This window comes from Bradyrhizobium sp. SZCCHNS1050, assembly GCF_032484785.1.
In the GTDB taxonomy this organism is placed as follows: domain Bacteria; phylum Pseudomonadota; class Alphaproteobacteria; order Rhizobiales; family Xanthobacteraceae; genus Bradyrhizobium.
The window spans coordinates 1,371,633-1,386,812 of the sequence record NZ_JAUETR010000002.1 but is presented as its reverse complement, the minus strand read 5'-3'; the positions used below and the strand labels follow the sequence as shown (position 1 = coordinate 1,386,812).

Below are 15,180 nucleotides of genomic sequence, written 5' to 3'. Positions count from 1 at the left end.
GTTTGATGGATCATCCCACATGCGTATCTTGGTGTCCGTGCTGTTGTTGTCGGCGGCTGTTTTGCCGTGCTCCGCCCAGACCGTTCTGAAGACCGAACCGTTGATGCTGGCCCCCTACGAGGTGGCGCTGGTGCAAACCGCGTCCTGCCCGTCGGGCAAGGTGCTGAAGGTGACCGGTGCGATCCGCGGTGTCAGCCGCAAGCGTGCCTGTGTCGCCCTTCCGGCCGAAACGGCATCGCTGGCGACGGCGACGCCCTGAGAACGGGCTTCATGGCGACCTTCGAGCGGGCAGCTCCGGCTGCCCGCTGATCGCGGGTCTGTCTGTCGAAAAATCCTTGATGAAGGCAAGTCGTCCGCGGGACCGGACTGGCATGAAGACGTGAATGTCTTCTGCCGGCGGCTTCCGTCTAGGCACGCCGAGGCTCGGGGACAGCAGCGCACAGAGACTAGAGACTATAAGTATCACCCGAGAAGTATCACCCGCGGCGCGCTTCCGCCGCAGCCGCTCAGGATGCGAACGGGATGTTGAACTCCTGCTCGGCTTCGGCACGGTTCTGCCAGGGATCTTCCTCGGGCTCGGCGGCGCAGGGCCGGATCTCGTAATCATTGTCGAGCTGCAGATGCGCGGTCGATCGCGCATTGATCATCACGTCCACCACCAGCCCGCTCTGCCGCGCCAGCCGCCAGACATCTCCCTCGGTCGGATAGGCCTTGCTCAACTTGGCGTCGTTGCAAAACAGCGCGTAGGGCATTCCAAACAGCTCCAGAGAAGCGAAGGATGAACCGAGAATGAACGGCACGTGCAGCGAGACACTGGCGCGCCTGGGGCAGGAAAGGGGCCTTTTCGGGCGGCCGAGTCGTAAACGAGTCCTAAATTTTTGAAAAAAGAATCCGTGGGACTCCGGGGCTAGAATCGCCAGATGGTTAAGCCCATGGGAACCGATCTCCACATCTTCTGCGGGCGGATCCAGCTGACGCTCGCCTTTGGGTTGCTGCTCGCCTTCGTCGCCAATGTGGCGCTGCTGTGCGCCTGGCTGTGAGCCGGCGCGGCGATTGCGGATATGTTTGTGTACCCTCGGCCATAGATCCTCGGCGCGGTCGCCTTTAGTCCTCAGGGAGGGCGCTCCGTCCGGCCGATGCTTTCAGGCGCGCGAGTGTCGCGCTGAAATATTCCTGACGCTCCCGATTGAAGCGCTCCTGATGGGCCCGGAAGCGCGCGACGCGGGCGCGAATCTCCGCCTGCATGTCGCGCTGGAGATCGAGCTGCGAGGCGATGCTGGTGAAACGCTCCGCAGGGACCGGGCTCGGGGCGGCGAACGAAGCCTCGGACGCAATGGCGTCGGGCGCTCTCGGCCTTGCAGGCTCCCCCACGGCATTGGGGATTGCGACTTGCACGTTGCCGCCGCGACGTGCCTCGGTTTCAATGGTGTTGCCGATCACGTGCTCGACAGCGGCGTGCGTCGGGCGACCGGCCACGGCCTGCTGCGGTGTGATGGGGGTGCCGGCCGGAACGGTAGGCAGCTCGAACTGGGCGAAGTCGGCCGGCTTGCCGGTCACAGACTGCACGAAGGCCATGGTCTGCGCGATCAGCGCATCACGCTCTTCCTTCCACGTCATGACGCTTGTCCCCCGATGCCTCAATTGCAACAAAAGCGGCTGACGAAATCAAGTTGAAGACCAGTGACTTCTGGGGATAAGCAGGAGTTCTAGGTGAGATGTGACAACAATGTTGCCACAGTCTGAACTCGTTTCGTCCCCCACCCGCGAAAGGCGATACCGGAAATCCAATCCCGCACAGATGGTTCCTAAGCGGCGTTTTTCCGGAGCTCTTCTTGACAGAGGAGCGCGGCTCGCCCCTATGGCCGAGCCGCCCCGGTCTTAGGGGCATCATCTGCTCGCAACCTTCGTGCACCGTCCGGGCACTTCGCAGACTTCGATGGACAACCCTTCACGCTCCGAGCGGTCGCGCAAGGCCGCGCTCACCGCCGCCCTCGCCATCATCGCCCGCGATGGTCCGGGGCGGCTGACGCTCGACGCCATCGCCCGCGAGAGCGGGCTGAGCAAGGGCGGCCTGATGCACCAGTTTCCCAACAAGGAAGCGGTGCTCAAGGCTCTGCTGGAACAGCAATTCCTGCATTTCGACGAATTCGCCAGCAGGTACAGGGCTGGAGCCGGCAAAGCGGCTGATCAGCCCGAACTCGCGACGCAGATTGCGATCTCGCGGGAGCTGATCGCCCAGCAATATTCGGTGGCTCAGGCCATGCTCGGGGCGCTCGCCCAGGAGCCGGGATTGCTGGCCGATGCCCGTGCCAAGGATGCCGAGAGAGTAGCCGAGATCCGCGGCGAGGCCGATGACGCTGATCTCGCGGTCCTGCGATGGGCGGCGGCACGTGGGCTTGCCTTGATGACGATGCTGCGCGTCTCGCCGCTGGAGCAGCCGGACCTGGACCGTCTGTTTGCCCGCCTGCTCGACGACCAACAATGGACTGCATTCCGGCAGGCCGGGACGACCGGGGAGCGATGACACGCTCGAGCTCGGCGCCATCTCCATCATTGGACGGTTCGATCTGAGCGAAGTCGGGCTGGCTTGCCGTCCGACTTCCGTCCGCCGATGCCTCCTGGAGGTCCCCTGCCGACCGCCTCGACGTATGGAACAATTCTTTTCATTCGATCTCTATTTACAAACCGTCTGGTCGGTTTATTTAGGTGGCCATGTGGACGCGCTGGCAACGGCGCCGCAATCGTGGAGGAGGGGGATGAGGAGTCGATTTCCGATGTCTGGCTTCGCGGCGATCGCCGCGAGCCTCTGTGCCGGATGCAACACGGTGACGCCGGTGGCCTATTCCGGGGTGGCGTCGGCGCGCTATCTGGCGCCCAACACATCCGATCCATCGGGCCGGGTGCCTTACCGCTACGGGACTGCCACCGACTGGCGCAGCTACGACAAGGTGACGCTCGATCCGGTCGTGATTGATCTATCGCGGCGCGGATCATCAGTTCGGCGACATGTCCGACCGGGACAAGGCTGCGCTCGCCCGCCTACATGCAGCGGCGTTTCCTGGAAAGTCTCTCGGCGCGCTTCCAGATCGTCCATCAGCGCGGGCCGAATACGCTGCGCGTGCGGCTCACCCTGACCGGCGCCGTCGCCAACACGCCGGTGCTCGGCACCGCCTCGCGCTTCGATCTCGCGGGAGCCCTCTACAACGGCGTGCAGAGTGCACGCGACGGTGAGGGACTGCTGACCGGCTCGGTATTCTACGCGGCCGAGATCTTCGATGCCGCGAGCGGGCGACTGCTGAGCGCCTTCGTCAGCAAGCAATATCCCTCGCCCTACGACATCAAGGCCAGCGTTGGTGCGCTCGCGGCCGCCGAGGCCGGAATCGACAAGGGCGCCGAGGCCCTGGTCGCGCAGCTCCAGTGAGCGGGCCGTGCGAACGATCGCGTCGCGCGGGCAGATGGCCCCGCATCGGGGCGCCTTCGTGTGCGCGCTTTGGCATCGAGGGCACGGCCAGATCTCGGGCAGTCAGCGGCGACGTCGACCCGGCCGTACGAGCGCGTGGCTCGAGGCCATGGAGACAGTGAGGTCCCTGGACATGACATTGAGATTCGTTCTGCGCGTCGGCTTACGCATCGTCGTCGGCCTGCTGCTGTCGATGGCGGAGGGCCGCGGTCACGCCGCTCCCGTCGGCGATCCGTTCGGCACATGGTTGACCGAGGACGGCCGCGCCCGCGTCCGCGTCGAGCGCTGTGGCGCGATGGCCGACCGCGTCTGCGGCTACATCGTGTGGATGAAGGAGACGGCGGATGCCAAGGGGCAGCCGTTCCGCGACCGGCTGAATCCCGATCCGGCCAGGCGCGGCCGTCTGCTGCTGGGCCACCAGATGCTGCTCGGCCTGAAGCTGAACGCCGACGGCCGCCACAGCGGCGAGGTCTACAACGCCGAGGACGGCAAGACCTATGCCGTCTCGATCTGGCGCGAGGGCCCGAAGATGCTGGCGGTCAAGGGCTGTCTGCTCGGGCTGTTCTGCGCGACGCAAGGCTGGGTGCTGGTCACGGATCAGGTGCCCGGCCAACTCATCGGAGCGACCGGCGAGGGCGGCGGGCCGTTGCCGGATCCAGAGTGGACTGCGCCCAGGCCGCCGTCGGCGACCGGCATCGCCAGACCCGCGGTCAGGACGAGGGCGAATTGACGCCTAAAGCCGGTGACAGCCATTGCCGCAGCAAATCCCAACTTCACGGAAGCTGGTGCCGGCTGAGGGGATTGAACCCCCGACCTTCGGTTTACAAAACCGCTGCTCTACCGCTGAGCTAAGCCGGCGAATGCTGGTGGCGGAGATCTCGTCGTCAGTTTGCGACGAGGTCTCGCGAAGCGCGGTGTTCCTACCAGAGTTGATGCAGTCCGGCTACTCCCCGCGTGAGCGCCGCTTCTGCCATCAGCCCAGCAAAAAGGGCGGCCGTTGGGCCGCCCCTGTCGGAGCCGATCGTCGAAGCCGCTCCGGCTCGATCTTTACTGGCAGATGTGCATCAGCCCGTCGCTGCCCTTGAACATGGTGCCGGGGCGGCAGACCAGGCCGTTGCGGGTCGCGTAACTGTTCCAGTCGCCATAATAGCCGTTCGGGCCGCGATCATAGCTCGGTTGGCCGTAAGAGGGGCCGGGACTGTACGCATAGGCATCCGCGGTGCGGAACGGCGCGGTCGCGATGGCGCCGGCGGTTCCGATGGCTGCGCCTGCGATGCCGGCAGCGGTGCCGACCGCTCCAGCGGCGACGTCAGCCGGCCAGAAGCCGCTGTTGCGGCGATCGCTGTTGCGGCGATCCCAGCCGTTGTTGTTCCATCCGGTATCGGTGCGCTGCTGCATCATGGCCCCGTCCTGGCGGGCCATGTGCCGGTGCTGCATCATTCCTTCCTGCTGGTGGTTCATATGCCGGTGGTGCACGTCGCGCGCCATGGCCGGGCCGGCGAGCGCCGTTGCGAGTACCGCAGCCCCGAGAATAGCAAATCGTGTCATGGAATACTCCATCGTTGCGCCCCACCTGCTAAGCGCAAGCCGGCCCCGTCGTTCCCGCCGCGACGGGAATGTTTTGGAACGACATGAGGCCCAGTGCCTTCGGAGGCCGGAGCCGCGGTTGCGGTCCGGCTTGCTCCGACCCGAAGGCTGTTAGTCTTGCGGACAGGGCAGCGGGGTTGATGCTGGCAATATTGTCGCTCATCGGCTGATGATCAGCCATTAACCCTCGCACTCGAACCCCACCCGGGCTTTAACCCGGAATGGTGGCTCCCGCGTTAGTCTTACCAGCAGATTGATGTGCGCGTTTAACCCATCGGGGCGCGCGTTGCGGTATTGGTAGGATGGCAACCGGGGCGTGAATTCATGCGTACTACAACGGCTCTTGTGATTCTGATTGGAGCGTCTTCCGCCGCGCTCGCCAGCGAAGGCTTCGAGATCGTCATTCCGCAGCGGCCCGGCGTGCCCGTCGTCATCAACGGCATCGATGCGTCCTACGCCGTCGTCGAAGGCCAGTACGGTCTTGGCAGGGGCAACTACATGCAGCCGACGATCTATGGCGGCCGGCCGGTCGAGCCCGAGCCATATGTTGGCCATTACTATCCAACCCTCGGAGCAAGGCCCGGCTATGGCCGGATGGAGATCGAGCCGCCGGCCGATCGCAAGCTGCCGAAGCCGGCCGAGAGCTATTCCCGCTCGTGGGGCGCCCAATCCCAGATGCAGCCGCCGGAGCCGGCGGTGCCGATGTATCCGCCTGCCGTCATCCTGGCTCCGCCCGATGGTGATCCTCGCGGCTATCCCAATCGGCCGCCGGCCTACCGCCGCTAGCCAGCAACTCACCATCGACAGCCAGACCAAGCAAGAACAGATCAACAGGAGAGAGTTATGCGTGGAGTAGTTTCAGGACTTGTCGCCATTGCCGGCCTCGCCGTCGCCGGCAGCGCGCCGGCCGCGGCCTGCGGCGCCACCGCCTGCGGCCCTTGCGGCTACGCCGCGCCGTGCGCGCCGCAGGTCACCTATCAGCCGACCGTGACGTACCAGCCCACGGTGACGTATCGGCCGCAATATTTCTATCAGCCCGGCTACACCTACACCTACGGCCATGGCTGCGGCGCCTGCGGCGCGAGCTATGAGCGGCTGCCCGAGCCGACCCGGCAGTATTACTATGTCAACCAGGGCCCGACCTACAGCGGTCCTGGCGCCTTCGCGCCGTATCCTGCCTATGAAGAGCAGGCGCTTCCGGTCTACAGCTATCATCACCGCCGCCACGCCTATCGCTGGGGCGCTTCGCCGTATTATCACGGGCAGCGCGTGCTGCGCCGCTATTACTGATCAGACGGACGTTCGTTCGCGCCAACGCCCGTGCGCCTCATGCGCGCGGGCGTTTCGTCATTTTGACATCAAGCCGAGCCGGCTCGCGCCGATATAGAGCGCGAGCACGGCGGCATTGGAGACGTTGAGGCTCTTGATCGCGCCGGGCATGTCGAGCCGCGCCACGACGCTGCAGGTCTCGCGCGTCAATTGCCGCAGGCCCTTGCCCTCGGCGCCCAGCACCAGTGCGAGCGGCTCGCGCAAGGCGACCGCCGCGATGTCCTCCTCGCCCGCGCTGTCCAGCCCCACCGTCTGAAAGCCGCGCTCGTTCAGCCGCGTCAGCGCGCGTGCGAGGTTCTGCACCGTGATGATCGGCACCAGCTCCAGGGCGCCCGATGCGGACTTGGCCAGTACACCGGTGGCCTCCGGACTGTGGCGGGCGGTGGTCACGATTGCCTTTACGCCGAACGCCGCTGCCGAGCGCAAGATTGCGCCGACATTGTGCGGGTCGGTGATCTGGTCGAGCACCAGGATCAGTCCCTCGGCCGCGAGCGTGTCGATGTCCGGCGAGGGCAGGGGCTCGGCCTCCGCCAACAGGCCCTGGTGCACGGCGTCCGGACCGAGCCGCTGGTCGATCTGGCTGGGGCGCACGATCTCGGGCGTCACCCGCGTCTCGATCCGCTCGTCGGCAAGCCGCCTGGCGGCGTTCTCGGTCAGGTAAAGCTTGCGAATCCGCCGCTTCGGATTGGCGAGCGCCAGGGTCACGGTGTGCCAGCCATAGAGAATGACGGGGGCATCCGAGTCCTGGTCGCGCTCCCGCCACGGCTGGGGGCGCTCGAATCCGCGCGGTTTGCCGGAGAATTTACCGCCCGGACGGCGAAAAGGGGGCTTTCGATCGCGTTCGCTCATGGCCCGAGCTTCTGTCACGGCCTGCGGATTCTGGCAATTTGGCACCGCTGAGACGGGAAAATTCGTCGTCCCTTGGTTGACTTCGAGGGCCGGGTTCGATCATAAGGGCCCCGGCCGCGCGCGCCCGCTCCTTCGGGCCCCGCGGTCTTACCGTCTCCATGGCGCTGATGGTCCCGACGCTGCTGTTCCGCGGCCGGCCCGAATTGCCATCGATACGGGGGAGTGTCCCGAGTGGCAAAGGGAGCTGACTGTAAATCAGCCGCCTCATGGCTTCGCAGGTTCGAGTCCTGCCTCCCCCACCATTCACTGCCTCTCAGCTCCGCGAGATTTTTCGAGGACAATGGACCCCATTGGCCATTGCTTCCCTGCAGACTATGCGTCGAAATATATGGGTCGCATCTGGGTCTGCCGGCCGGTCGTGATCTTCATTGGATCCTTCGTTGTTCTCGATCCCTGGGCGGCGATCGCTCACGGCTGTCGTGACGGCGCGCCAGAACCCAGGCTTCCGACATCTGCGGGGCCGGCGTGGCGATGGCGGGCGACTGATCGCCTGTTGTCGTTCCGCCGTCTCGGGTGAGGGCCCCGGCTACGACATCTCAGTTAATGCCGCGGGAGCGGTCCATATTGAAGACAAACACGAAAAACTCGACATTCTCTGACGCGAGATTTTTCTTTATGAAATAAATAGCTGACTTTAAATCACCGCCTCAGCTTCACGTCATCCCCACGACGTTGATTTCGCTTCAGATTCTGAAATCTTTGCCCTGAGGAATATGGCGGAGCGTAGCTATTCTGCCACAACCGGGCGGCTTTTCGCCGCAAATGTGGCGAGTCACATTGCGAGCCGATCTCGGGTTTGTTATCGGTTCCCTATGTTGAAGATCGTATATACACCCATTTTCATATGTGTTGTGGGAATGAGCTTTAGCCCGGCATTGGGCGCTGAGCCGTTCACCATCCAGGACGCCATAAACCAGGCGGTGAAGACCAATCCCGGTGTCGGAGAGGCCGCCGCCAATCGGCGGGCCACCGAAGCCGAGCTTCGCCAGTCCCAGGGGACGCTGCTGCCGCAGGTCCGGCTCGATGCGAGCGCCGGACCGGAGATGCTCAAGCAGTATGTCTCGCCGGCGCCGAGCAACAATGGCCGCTACCTGCGCGGCCGCGAGGCCGGCGTGGTGGTCCGTCAATTGCTGTTCGATGGCTTTTCCTCGATCAATGAAGTGTGGCGACAGGCCGCGCGGGTCGATGCCGCCGCGTACCGCGTGCTGGAGCGAACCGAACTGATTGGTCTCGATGCCGCCGAAGCCTATGTCGACGTGGTGCGTTACTCCAGGCTGGTCGCTCTGGCCGAGAAGAACCTCAAGGTTCATCTCGAACTGCGCAAGAACGTGCTGGCCCGTTTCCAGGGCGGCCGGGCCGGCGAGGGCGACACGCAGCAGGCCGAGGAACGGGTTGCGGCAGCGCAGGCCGTGCTCGAGGAATTCCGTCTCAGCCTCGAAGTGGCGCGCGCGAAGTACCGCAAGGTCGTCGGCGTCGAGCCTTATAACCTGCGTTTCCCCGGCCGGCTGTCCGACATGCCGCGGGACAAGGCGGAATCGCTCGACATCGCCTACAAGTTCAATCCGACCCTGCGCGCTGCCGCGGCGGATGTGACGGCCGCCAAGCGGGGATTCGATGCCACCACCGGCACCTTCCTGCCGACGCTTTCGCTCGAAGGCCGCGCGACGACCGGCAAGGAATCGATCACCTACAACAATCGTTACGACGAGGTCAGCGGCAAGGTCGTTGCATCCTGGGATATCTTCAACGGCGGCCAGAACAGCTGGCGCCGCGAAGAAGCCGCGCAGCGGATGATCCAGGAGCAGCAGAAGCATGCTCGTCTGCAGCGCGACGCGCTGGAGTCGATCGACAAGGCCTGGGCGGCCCGGATCATCACCGCCGATCGCGTCTCAGCTCTTGTCCGCGATGTCGAAGCGGCCCGCCGCACGTTCGTCGCCTACAACAAGGAGTATGAGCTCGGCCAGCGCACGCTGATCGATCTCTTGAACTCCCAGAACCAGTACTTCAACGCCAACGTGTCGCTGGTGTCGGCGCGCGGTGTGGTGGTGTTTGCCGACTATCAGCTGCTCGCCGCGATGGGCCAGATGCTGAACTACCTGAAGACCGGGCATCCGCCGGAGACCGAGCCGGTGGACACGCCGAGCGGCTTCATCGGCTACAGTCTGGCGCCCATTCGGCTGAGTGCGCCGGCGCCCGGACCGCAGCCGCTGAGCTCCGCCGGTCCGGTGCCGATGTTCGGCCTGCATGACGGTACGTCGAAGCATCCCGCGCCGATTACCTTTGGCGATCGGTGGGCCTCGAGCGATCCCGAGGATACGACGCTGTTCGTCGCGTCCGGAAAATACGGCGGATACGCTCAGAGCCCCAACGGGCACGCGCCGAAATAGGTGAGACTAACAAGAGCCGGTGCATGTCGCGCCGGCTTTTCACCATACGCATTTACTTTGCGCTGAGTTTGTCGAGAAACACCTGTAAAAATCTCAGAAAAGCCAAGTGCGGGCCAAAGAATTAGGCTAAGGCAAATTATTAGCAAGAAGCAATGGGTGCAGGTCCGCGTTGCTCGGTGGGCCAGATGGATTCCGAGGCGTCGTTGAACATTCGTCCGACAAGGTTCGAGCTCGAAGAGACGGCGCACGTGATGCCCCAGATGAGCGCAGCCGCACCAGCAGCTGATCCTCTCAGTGACAGTCTGCTTTACCTCGCTGCTCATCACGGCCGCGCCCTGAGCCGCAGCGCGCTGCTGTCCGGATTGCCGCTCGACAGCGGCGTGCTCAGCATCGCGCTCTACGAGCGCGCCGCGCAGCGGGCCGGGCTCGAGGCGCAACTGGTCGAACGGCCGCTGAGCGATATTCCCGCGCTGGTGCTGCCCTGCGTGCTGATGTTTCACGACGGCACCACGCGCATCCTGCTGACGATCGACGAGGCCGCCGGCCGTCTCACCATCGTCGATCCTTCGCGCCGCGAACAGCCGGCGATCGAGCGCTTCGAGGCGGTCGCGGCGCGGTATGTCGGCTTCGCCTATCTGGTGCGGCCCGCCACAATTGCCGATCCGCGCGTGGCGGCAGCCGGTGAAGTGCCGAAGACGCACTGGTTCTGGTCGGTGGTCAGCCGCTTCGGCGCCAATTACGGCCATGTCGCGATCGCCGCGTTCATCGTCAACATCCTGGCGCTGGCCGCGCCCCTGTTCACGATGAGCGTCTACGACCGCGTGATCCCGAACGGCGCGATCCCCTCGCTGGTCGCACTCGGCGTTGGCCTCATGCTGGCCATCGGATTCGACTTCCTGCTCAAGGTGGTGCGCAGCCGCATCATCGACATGACCGGAAAGAAGATCGACGTGGTGCTCGCCGCGAACATCTTCGAGCACGTGATGTCGCTGAAGATGGACAAGCGGCCGCCATCGGTCGGCATCCTCGCCAATCAGCTCCGCGACTTCGATTCGGTGCGCGAGTTCTTCACCTCCGGCACCGTGGTGTCGGCGACCGACATGCTGTTCGCGGTCGTGTTCATCATCGTGCTGTTCATCATCGCCGGTCCCATCGCCTGGATTCCGCTGCTGATGCTGCCGGTGATGATCGCCGTCGGGCTGCTGATCCAGCGGCCGCTCGAACGCGCGATGCGGCAGATGCAGGCGCAATCCGCCGCGCGTCACGGCATTCTCGTGGAATCGCTCAACGGGATGGAGACGGTCCGCGCGGTGGCCGGCGAGAGCCGGGTGCAGACGGTGTGGGAGCGTTCGGTGGCGGCGCAGGCGCGCTCCAGCGAGGACGTCCAGTTCTGGGCCTCGATGGCGATGACAGCGGCGAGCGTCGCGAGCCAGTTCTGCAGCCTGCTGCTGGTCGTCGTCGGCGTGTTCCTGATCCTCGACGGCAAGCTCTCGGTCGGCGCGCTGGTGGCGGCCAACATGCTGTCGGGTCGCGTGCTCGGTCCGATCGCAGGCATCGCCGGCCTGATGACGCGCTTCACCCAGACGACGTCGGCGTTGCGCTCGATCGACCGGCTGATGTCGCTGGACCGTGAGCGTCCGCCGGAGAAGATCTACGTCGCGCGCGAGATCAACCAGGGCCGCATCCAGTTCAAGAACGTCAGCTTCTCCTATCCGGGAAGCCAGACCAAGGCGCTCGACAACGTCTCCTTCGACATCAAGCCCGGCGAGAAGATCGGCATCATCGGTCGCGTCGGCTCGGGCAAGACCACGGTCGGTCGCCTCGCCACCGCGTTCTATCCGCCGACCGAAGGCAGCATCCTGATCGATGGGATCGACATCCAGCAATACGACCCGGCCGATCTGCGCGCCGGCATCGGCTTCGTGCTGCAGGATACCGACCTGTTCTACGGCAAGCTGCGCGACAACATCACGCTCGGCCGTCCGGCGGCGACCGATGAGGAGGTGCTGGAGGCCGCGCGGCTCGCCGGCGTCGAGACCTTCATCGCCGGTCATCCGCAGGGCTACGAGATGATGATCGCCGAAGGCGGCCGCAGCCTGTCGGGCGGGCAGAAGCAGGCGATCGGGCTCGCGCGCGTCCTGATCCGCAAGCCGCGCGTGCTGTTCCTCGACGAGCCGACCGCACATTTCGACGTCCGCAGCGAGGGCGAATTCCTCGAGCGCCTGAAGTCGCTGGCCAAAGGCGAGATGTCCATCATCGTCTCGACCCACCGACCGTCGTTGTTGTCGCTGGTCGACCGCATCCTGGTATTCGACTCCGGCAAGATCGTCGCCGACGGGCCGACCGCGCAGATCCTCACCATGCTGCGTCCGCAGCAGCCCGCGGCGGCGCCGGCCGCGAGCCACGCGGTGAAGCCGGTCCAGGGGACGAGGTGACATGGCGCACAGCGATTTCGCGTTCTCCAACGACATCAGGGCTGCCGTCGAGCTGCGCACGCCGAAGACGGCGCGGATGCTGCTGCTCGCCTCGCTCGGCCTGTTCTTCACCTTCCTGATCTGGGCGCATTTCGCCGTGCTCGACGAGGTCAAGCGCGGCAACGGCAAGGTCGTGCCGTCGCGCCAGACCCAGGTGGTGCAGTCGCTGGAAGGCGGCATCATCGCCGACCTCCTGGTGCAGGAAGGCGCGATCGTCGAGAAGGATCAGCCGCTGGCGCGCATCGAGGACACCAATTTCGCCTCGCAGTTCGGCGAGATCCGCGAGCGCCGCGGCGCGATGGCGGCCCGGGTGATCCGGCTCGCGGCGGAGACCGAGGGCCGCAGCCCGGTCGAGTTTCCCGACGACCTCGTCGCCGACGCCCCGCGCGCGGTGCAGACCGAGCGCGCGGTGTTCGACGCCCATGCACGCAAGCTCGCGCAGGACATCGACGTGGTGCAGCAGCAGGAACAGCAGAAGAGCAAGGAGATCGACGAGCTCAGGGCCACCGAGAAGCGCTTCTCGGAGACGCTGGCGCTGCTCAATCGCGAGCTGGGACTGACCCGCAAGCTGTTCGACCAGAAGGTGGTGCCGGAGATCGAGATGCTGCGCGCCGACCGCCAGGCGACCGACATGCGCGGCCAGCTCGCGGTGGTGCAGGCGAGCATCGTGAAGACCGAGGCGGCGGTGCAGGAGGCGCGCTCGCGCCGGCTCAACATCGTCACCGCCTTCCGCGCGCAGGCCGAAGACGATCTCGCGAAATCCCGCGGTGATCTCGCCGTGCTCGACGAGAACATCAAGTCGGCTCAGGACCGGGTGCGGCGCACCGAATTGCGCTCGCCGGTGCGCGGCATCGTCAACAAGCTCAACGTCACCACCATCGGCGCGGTGGTCGCGCCGGGCGCCAGCCTGATGGAGATCACGCCGCTCGACGATACGCTGCTGGTCGAGGGCCGCATCCGTCCGCAGGACATTGCCTTCATCCGTCCCAACCACGAGGCGGTGGTCAAGCTCAGCGCCTATGATTCATCTGTGTACGGCTCGTTGCACGGGCGCGTCGAGCGCATCAGTGCCGACACGATCACCGATGAGAAGGGCGACAAGAACGAGCGCGGCGAGACCTTCTATCGCGTGATGGTGCGTACCGAGAAGAACCATCTCGGCACCGCCCAGCAGCCGCTTCCGATCCTCCCCGGCATGGTCGCGACCGTGGAGATCCTGACGGGCAAGAAATCGGTGCTGGACTATCTGGTCAAGCCCGCCCGCATGCTGCGTGACGAGGCGCTGCGCGAGCGCTGAGCAGGCGTCCGCGCGAGCGCACCGAAACCCGGGTTCTCCACGAAAGCGCGTGTGACCCAGAATGCCGCTGCGCTCATCCGGGGCGCCCCGTGCGGCGGACAGCGTTGCCAAAATCTGAATCGTTCAAATGCGACGCGATTTGGTCGGCCGTGATTAGTCGCGTTCGCAGCTTGGCGGCGAACATCACCGCGGTTTAACCGGCCCGCAGCAGCGCCGGCCCTATCCCTGATCCGATAACAACCGGGACAGGGATCGACGCGATGACGTCGGCCGATGCCCCGGAGCATACGGGGCGTCACTGATGTTGCGGATCGATCGGCCGCGGGTTCTCCCGCGCGCGCTGGGACTTGCGCTGGTGTTGTCGGTCGTGGCCGGTTGTGCCGGCGCTGCGTTCGCCGAGACTTCAAATCGTAGATCTCCGCAAGGCACTGCGGATGGCGCGCTGCCGGTACCGCCGCCCGTCCGTTTCTTCACCATCAATGCCGTGCTTGCCAAGCATGACGGCCTGCGTCGCTCCGCCTCCGCTGCTGTGGAAGTCGCATCGACCGACCCGGCCGGGCCTGCGGGATCAGTCAGCGACGCTCCGCAGGGACCCGCGGTCGCGACTCCCAGCGACGAGCCGTTCGGCCTGATGACGTTCCGCGCACCCGAGGGTGTGCTGTGGGTGAAGTGGCGCGGCATTCAGGGCGCGATGGCGAGCGAGCGGATCTCGGTCGAACGTTGCAACCGCGATGACGCGCGCTGCTCGGCCTCGGAGCGCCTCTTCGTCGCGCTGACCCGGTCGGCGTCTGCGGCGAGCGACGGCCGCACGCGCGCGGAAATGATCAATCGCGGCGTCAACCAAGCGGTGCGCTACGTCAGCGACGATCAGCAACACGGCCTGCCGGACGTCTGGAGTTCGCCACTGCAGACCTTGCGCAGTGGACTCGGTGACTGCGAAGACTACGCGATTGCCAAATACGCGCTGCTGCTGGCGGCGGGGACGCCCGAATCGGATCTCAAGCTGCTGCTGGTCCGGGACCTCGCCGTGCGGCAGGATCACGCCGTCGTCGCCGTGCGGCTCGACGGTAAATGGTCCGTGCTCGACAACCGGCGGGCCGCTCTGATGGAAGGCCGCGATCTGCAGTCCTTCATGCCGCTGTTTGCCATCGATCACCGCGGCGTCAGCCTGTTCGCTGCGCCCTATGCCGAGCGGCCGCACCACGAAAGCGAGAGCGACGTCACGCCGGCGGCGGAGGCCGACATCGGCGGCGGCGGGAATCCGGGGCGGCCGCTGCTGCTCTGAATGTCGCAGGTGGACGGCTTGTAGCCGAGGTCATTTGCGGTCTTAATGCGCGCAGGGAAGCTGGCGAGCAGGGGGCCGCGGTGAATATCAAGCGAGTCATGGTTTGCGGGGCATTGGCCCTGTCGGCGATCGGTGGATTCATCGGCGGTGCACAGGCTCACGCGGTGATGCTGCCGGGCGCTGCGTTTTCGATCGCCTGCGAGAATGGCGGCAGCTACGTGCTGCGCTCTCGTCCCGTGCTCGCGCCGGGCGAGATCGTTACCGCGCAACTCTACCTCCATCCTCACCGTGCGATTCCGGTCCGTCTCGTCCCGATGGGCGACGGCTATCGCTATGCGGGCCGCGGCGTGTGGCTCGATGGCATCGGTGACCAGGCATTGTTGTATTTCCGCAAATACGAACCGGTGGCCTGCGTGGTCAGTCGCATCTGAGGCAATCTGCCGCGACTTCGA

The 15,180-nt window shown here is 65.3% G+C and carries 15 protein-coding genes, 2 tRNA genes and 1 pseudogene; 13 read left to right on the top strand and 5 right to left on the bottom strand.

The features are described from left to right. Nucleotides 1-19: 19 nt before the first annotated feature. Nucleotides 20-259 carry a DUF6719 family protein gene (locus tag QX094_RS30755; RefSeq protein ID WP_315714646.1) on the top strand — a complete coding sequence of 80 codons (240 nt, stop codon included), beginning with the start codon at nucleotides 20-22 and terminating at the stop codon, nucleotides 257-259. Nucleotides 260-506: 247 nt separating this feature from the next. On the opposite strand, the gene QX094_RS30750 is transcribed toward QX094_RS30755, so the two are convergent. Continuing rightward, nucleotides 507-752: a hypothetical protein gene (locus QX094_RS30750; protein WP_315714645.1), complete on the bottom strand. Its 246-nt coding sequence runs from the start codon at nucleotides 750-752 to the stop codon at nucleotides 507-509. A 180-nt stretch (nucleotides 753-932) separates the two neighbouring features. Here QX094_RS30750 and QX094_RS30745 point away from each other — a divergent pair, with 180 nt between their 5' ends. Next, nucleotides 933-1,040: a hypothetical protein gene (locus QX094_RS30745; RefSeq protein WP_041750859.1), complete on the top strand. Its 108-nt coding sequence runs from the start codon at nucleotides 933-935 to the stop codon at nucleotides 1,038-1,040. A 64-nt stretch (nucleotides 1,041-1,104) separates the two neighbouring features. Here the strand turns inward: QX094_RS30745 and QX094_RS30740 are convergent, their stop codons facing one another. Further along, nucleotides 1,105-1,617 carry a hypothetical protein gene (locus QX094_RS30740; RefSeq protein WP_316185362.1) on the bottom strand — a complete coding sequence of 171 codons (513 nt, stop codon included), beginning with the start codon at nucleotides 1,615-1,617 and terminating at the stop codon, nucleotides 1,105-1,107. Between the two features lie 319 nt (nucleotides 1,618-1,936). On the opposite strand from QX094_RS30740, the gene QX094_RS30735 reads away from it, so the two are divergent. The 3 genes and pseudogenes from QX094_RS30735 to QX094_RS30725 all read left to right on the top strand — a co-directional run bounded on the left by QX094_RS30735 (nucleotide 1,937) and on the right by QX094_RS30725 (nucleotide 4,190). Further along, nucleotides 1,937-2,524 (top strand): TetR/AcrR family transcriptional regulator, encoded by a 588-nt coding sequence (locus QX094_RS30735; protein ID WP_316185364.1) that lies wholly within the window; start codon nucleotides 1,937-1,939, stop codon nucleotides 2,522-2,524. Nucleotides 2,525-2,756: 232 nt separating this feature from the next. Beyond that, nucleotides 2,757-3,421: pseudogene (locus tag QX094_RS30730) on the top strand (DUF3313 domain-containing protein). 172 nt (nucleotides 3,422-3,593) lie between these two features. Beyond that, nucleotides 3,594-4,190, top strand: a complete 597-nt coding sequence (locus tag QX094_RS30725) for a DUF2147 domain-containing protein (RefSeq protein ID WP_315749491.1) — start codon at nucleotides 3,594-3,596, stop codon at nucleotides 4,188-4,190. Nucleotides 4,191-4,243: 53 nt separating this feature from the next. Here QX094_RS30725 and QX094_RS30720 read toward each other — a convergent pair. Further along, nucleotides 4,244-4,318, bottom strand: a tRNA-Thr gene (locus QX094_RS30720). 189 nt (nucleotides 4,319-4,507) lie between these two features. Continuing rightward, complete coding sequence (locus tag QX094_RS30715) at nucleotides 4,508-5,008, bottom strand: hypothetical protein (protein WP_315749493.1); 501 nt, start codon at nucleotides 5,006-5,008, stop codon at nucleotides 4,508-4,510. 363 nt (nucleotides 5,009-5,371) lie between these two features. Between QX094_RS30715 and QX094_RS30710 the strand changes: the two genes are divergently transcribed. Together QX094_RS30710 and QX094_RS30705 are read left to right on the top strand one after the other, a co-directional pair. Beyond that, nucleotides 5,372-5,833, top strand: a complete 462-nt coding sequence (locus QX094_RS30710; protein ID WP_315714639.1) for a hypothetical protein — start codon at nucleotides 5,372-5,374, stop codon at nucleotides 5,831-5,833. Nucleotides 5,834-5,890: 57 nt separating this feature from the next. Further along, nucleotides 5,891-6,337 carry a hypothetical protein gene (locus tag QX094_RS30705; protein WP_315749495.1) on the top strand — a complete coding sequence of 149 codons (447 nt, stop codon included), beginning with the start codon at nucleotides 5,891-5,893 and terminating at the stop codon, nucleotides 6,335-6,337. Nucleotides 6,338-6,394: 57 nt separating this feature from the next. Here the strand turns inward: QX094_RS30705 and rlmB are convergent, their stop codons facing one another. Further along, on the bottom strand, nucleotides 6,395-7,225 hold the full coding sequence (gene rlmB / locus QX094_RS30700; protein ID WP_315714637.1) for a 23S rRNA (guanosine(2251)-2'-O)-methyltransferase RlmB: 831 nt from the start codon (nucleotides 7,223-7,225) through the stop codon (nucleotides 6,395-6,397). A gap of 216 nt (nucleotides 7,226-7,441) precedes the next feature. Between rlmB and QX094_RS30695 the strand changes: the two genes are divergently transcribed. From QX094_RS30695 to QX094_RS30670, 6 genes are all read left to right on the top strand, one after another. Beyond that, a tRNA-Tyr gene (locus tag QX094_RS30695) sits at nucleotides 7,442-7,527 on the top strand. A 615-nt stretch (nucleotides 7,528-8,142) separates the two neighbouring features. Beyond that, nucleotides 8,143-9,672, top strand: coding sequence for a TolC family outer membrane protein (locus QX094_RS30690; protein WP_316185957.1), 1,530 nt, complete (start codon nucleotides 8,143-8,145; stop codon nucleotides 9,670-9,672). Between the two features lie 251 nt (nucleotides 9,673-9,923). Further along, complete coding sequence (locus QX094_RS30685; protein ID WP_315714635.1) at nucleotides 9,924-12,107, top strand: type I secretion system permease/ATPase; 2,184 nt, start codon at nucleotides 9,924-9,926, stop codon at nucleotides 12,105-12,107. Nucleotide 12,108: 1 nt separating this feature from the next. Next, complete coding sequence (locus tag QX094_RS30680; RefSeq protein WP_315749499.1) at nucleotides 12,109-13,443, top strand: HlyD family type I secretion periplasmic adaptor subunit; 1,335 nt, start codon at nucleotides 12,109-12,111, stop codon at nucleotides 13,441-13,443. A 301-nt stretch (nucleotides 13,444-13,744) separates the two neighbouring features. Beyond that, nucleotides 13,745-14,728: a transglutaminase-like cysteine peptidase gene (locus QX094_RS30675; RefSeq protein ID WP_315714633.1), complete on the top strand. Its 984-nt coding sequence runs from the start codon at nucleotides 13,745-13,747 to the stop codon at nucleotides 14,726-14,728. Between the two features lie 113 nt (nucleotides 14,729-14,841). Then, complete coding sequence (locus tag QX094_RS30670; RefSeq protein ID WP_315714632.1) at nucleotides 14,842-15,159, top strand: hypothetical protein; 318 nt, start codon at nucleotides 14,842-14,844, stop codon at nucleotides 15,157-15,159. Nucleotides 15,160-15,180 lie beyond the last annotated feature (21 nt).

Bases quoted from the DNA above. Each gene is read 5' to 3' on its own strand.
- QX094_RS30755 (WP_315714646.1), top strand. From the start codon at position 20: ATGCGTATCTTGGTGTCCGTGCTGTTGTTGTCGGCGGCTGTTTTGCCG.
- QX094_RS30750 (WP_315714645.1), bottom strand. From the start codon at position 752: ATGCCCTACGCGCTGTTTTGCAACGACGCCAAGTTGAGCAAGGCCTAT.
- QX094_RS30745 (WP_041750859.1), top strand. From the start codon at position 933: ATGGGAACCGATCTCCACATCTTCTGCGGGCGGATCCAGCTGACGCTC.
- QX094_RS30740 (WP_316185362.1), bottom strand. From the start codon at position 1,617: ATGACGTGGAAGGAAGAGCGTGATGCGCTGATCGCGCAGACCATGGCC.
- QX094_RS30735 (WP_316185364.1), top strand. From the start codon at position 1,937: ATGGACAACCCTTCACGCTCCGAGCGGTCGCGCAAGGCCGCGCTCACC.
- QX094_RS30725 (WP_315749491.1), top strand. From the start codon at position 3,594: ATGACATTGAGATTCGTTCTGCGCGTCGGCTTACGCATCGTCGTCGGC.
- QX094_RS30715 (WP_315749493.1), bottom strand. From the start codon at position 5,008: ATGACACGATTTGCTATTCTCGGGGCTGCGGTACTCGCAACGGCGCTC.
- QX094_RS30710 (WP_315714639.1), top strand. From the start codon at position 5,372: ATGCGTACTACAACGGCTCTTGTGATTCTGATTGGAGCGTCTTCCGCC.
- QX094_RS30705 (WP_315749495.1), top strand. From the start codon at position 5,891: ATGCGTGGAGTAGTTTCAGGACTTGTCGCCATTGCCGGCCTCGCCGTC.
- rlmB (WP_315714637.1), bottom strand. From the start codon at position 7,225: ATGAGCGAACGCGATCGAAAGCCCCCTTTTCGCCGTCCGGGCGGTAAA.
- QX094_RS30690 (WP_316185957.1), top strand. From the start codon at position 8,143: ATGAGCTTTAGCCCGGCATTGGGCGCTGAGCCGTTCACCATCCAGGAC.
- QX094_RS30685 (WP_315714635.1), top strand. From the start codon at position 9,924: ATGCCCCAGATGAGCGCAGCCGCACCAGCAGCTGATCCTCTCAGTGAC.
- QX094_RS30680 (WP_315749499.1), top strand. From the start codon at position 12,109: ATGGCGCACAGCGATTTCGCGTTCTCCAACGACATCAGGGCTGCCGTC.
- QX094_RS30675 (WP_315714633.1), top strand. From the start codon at position 13,745: ATGTTGCGGATCGATCGGCCGCGGGTTCTCCCGCGCGCGCTGGGACTT.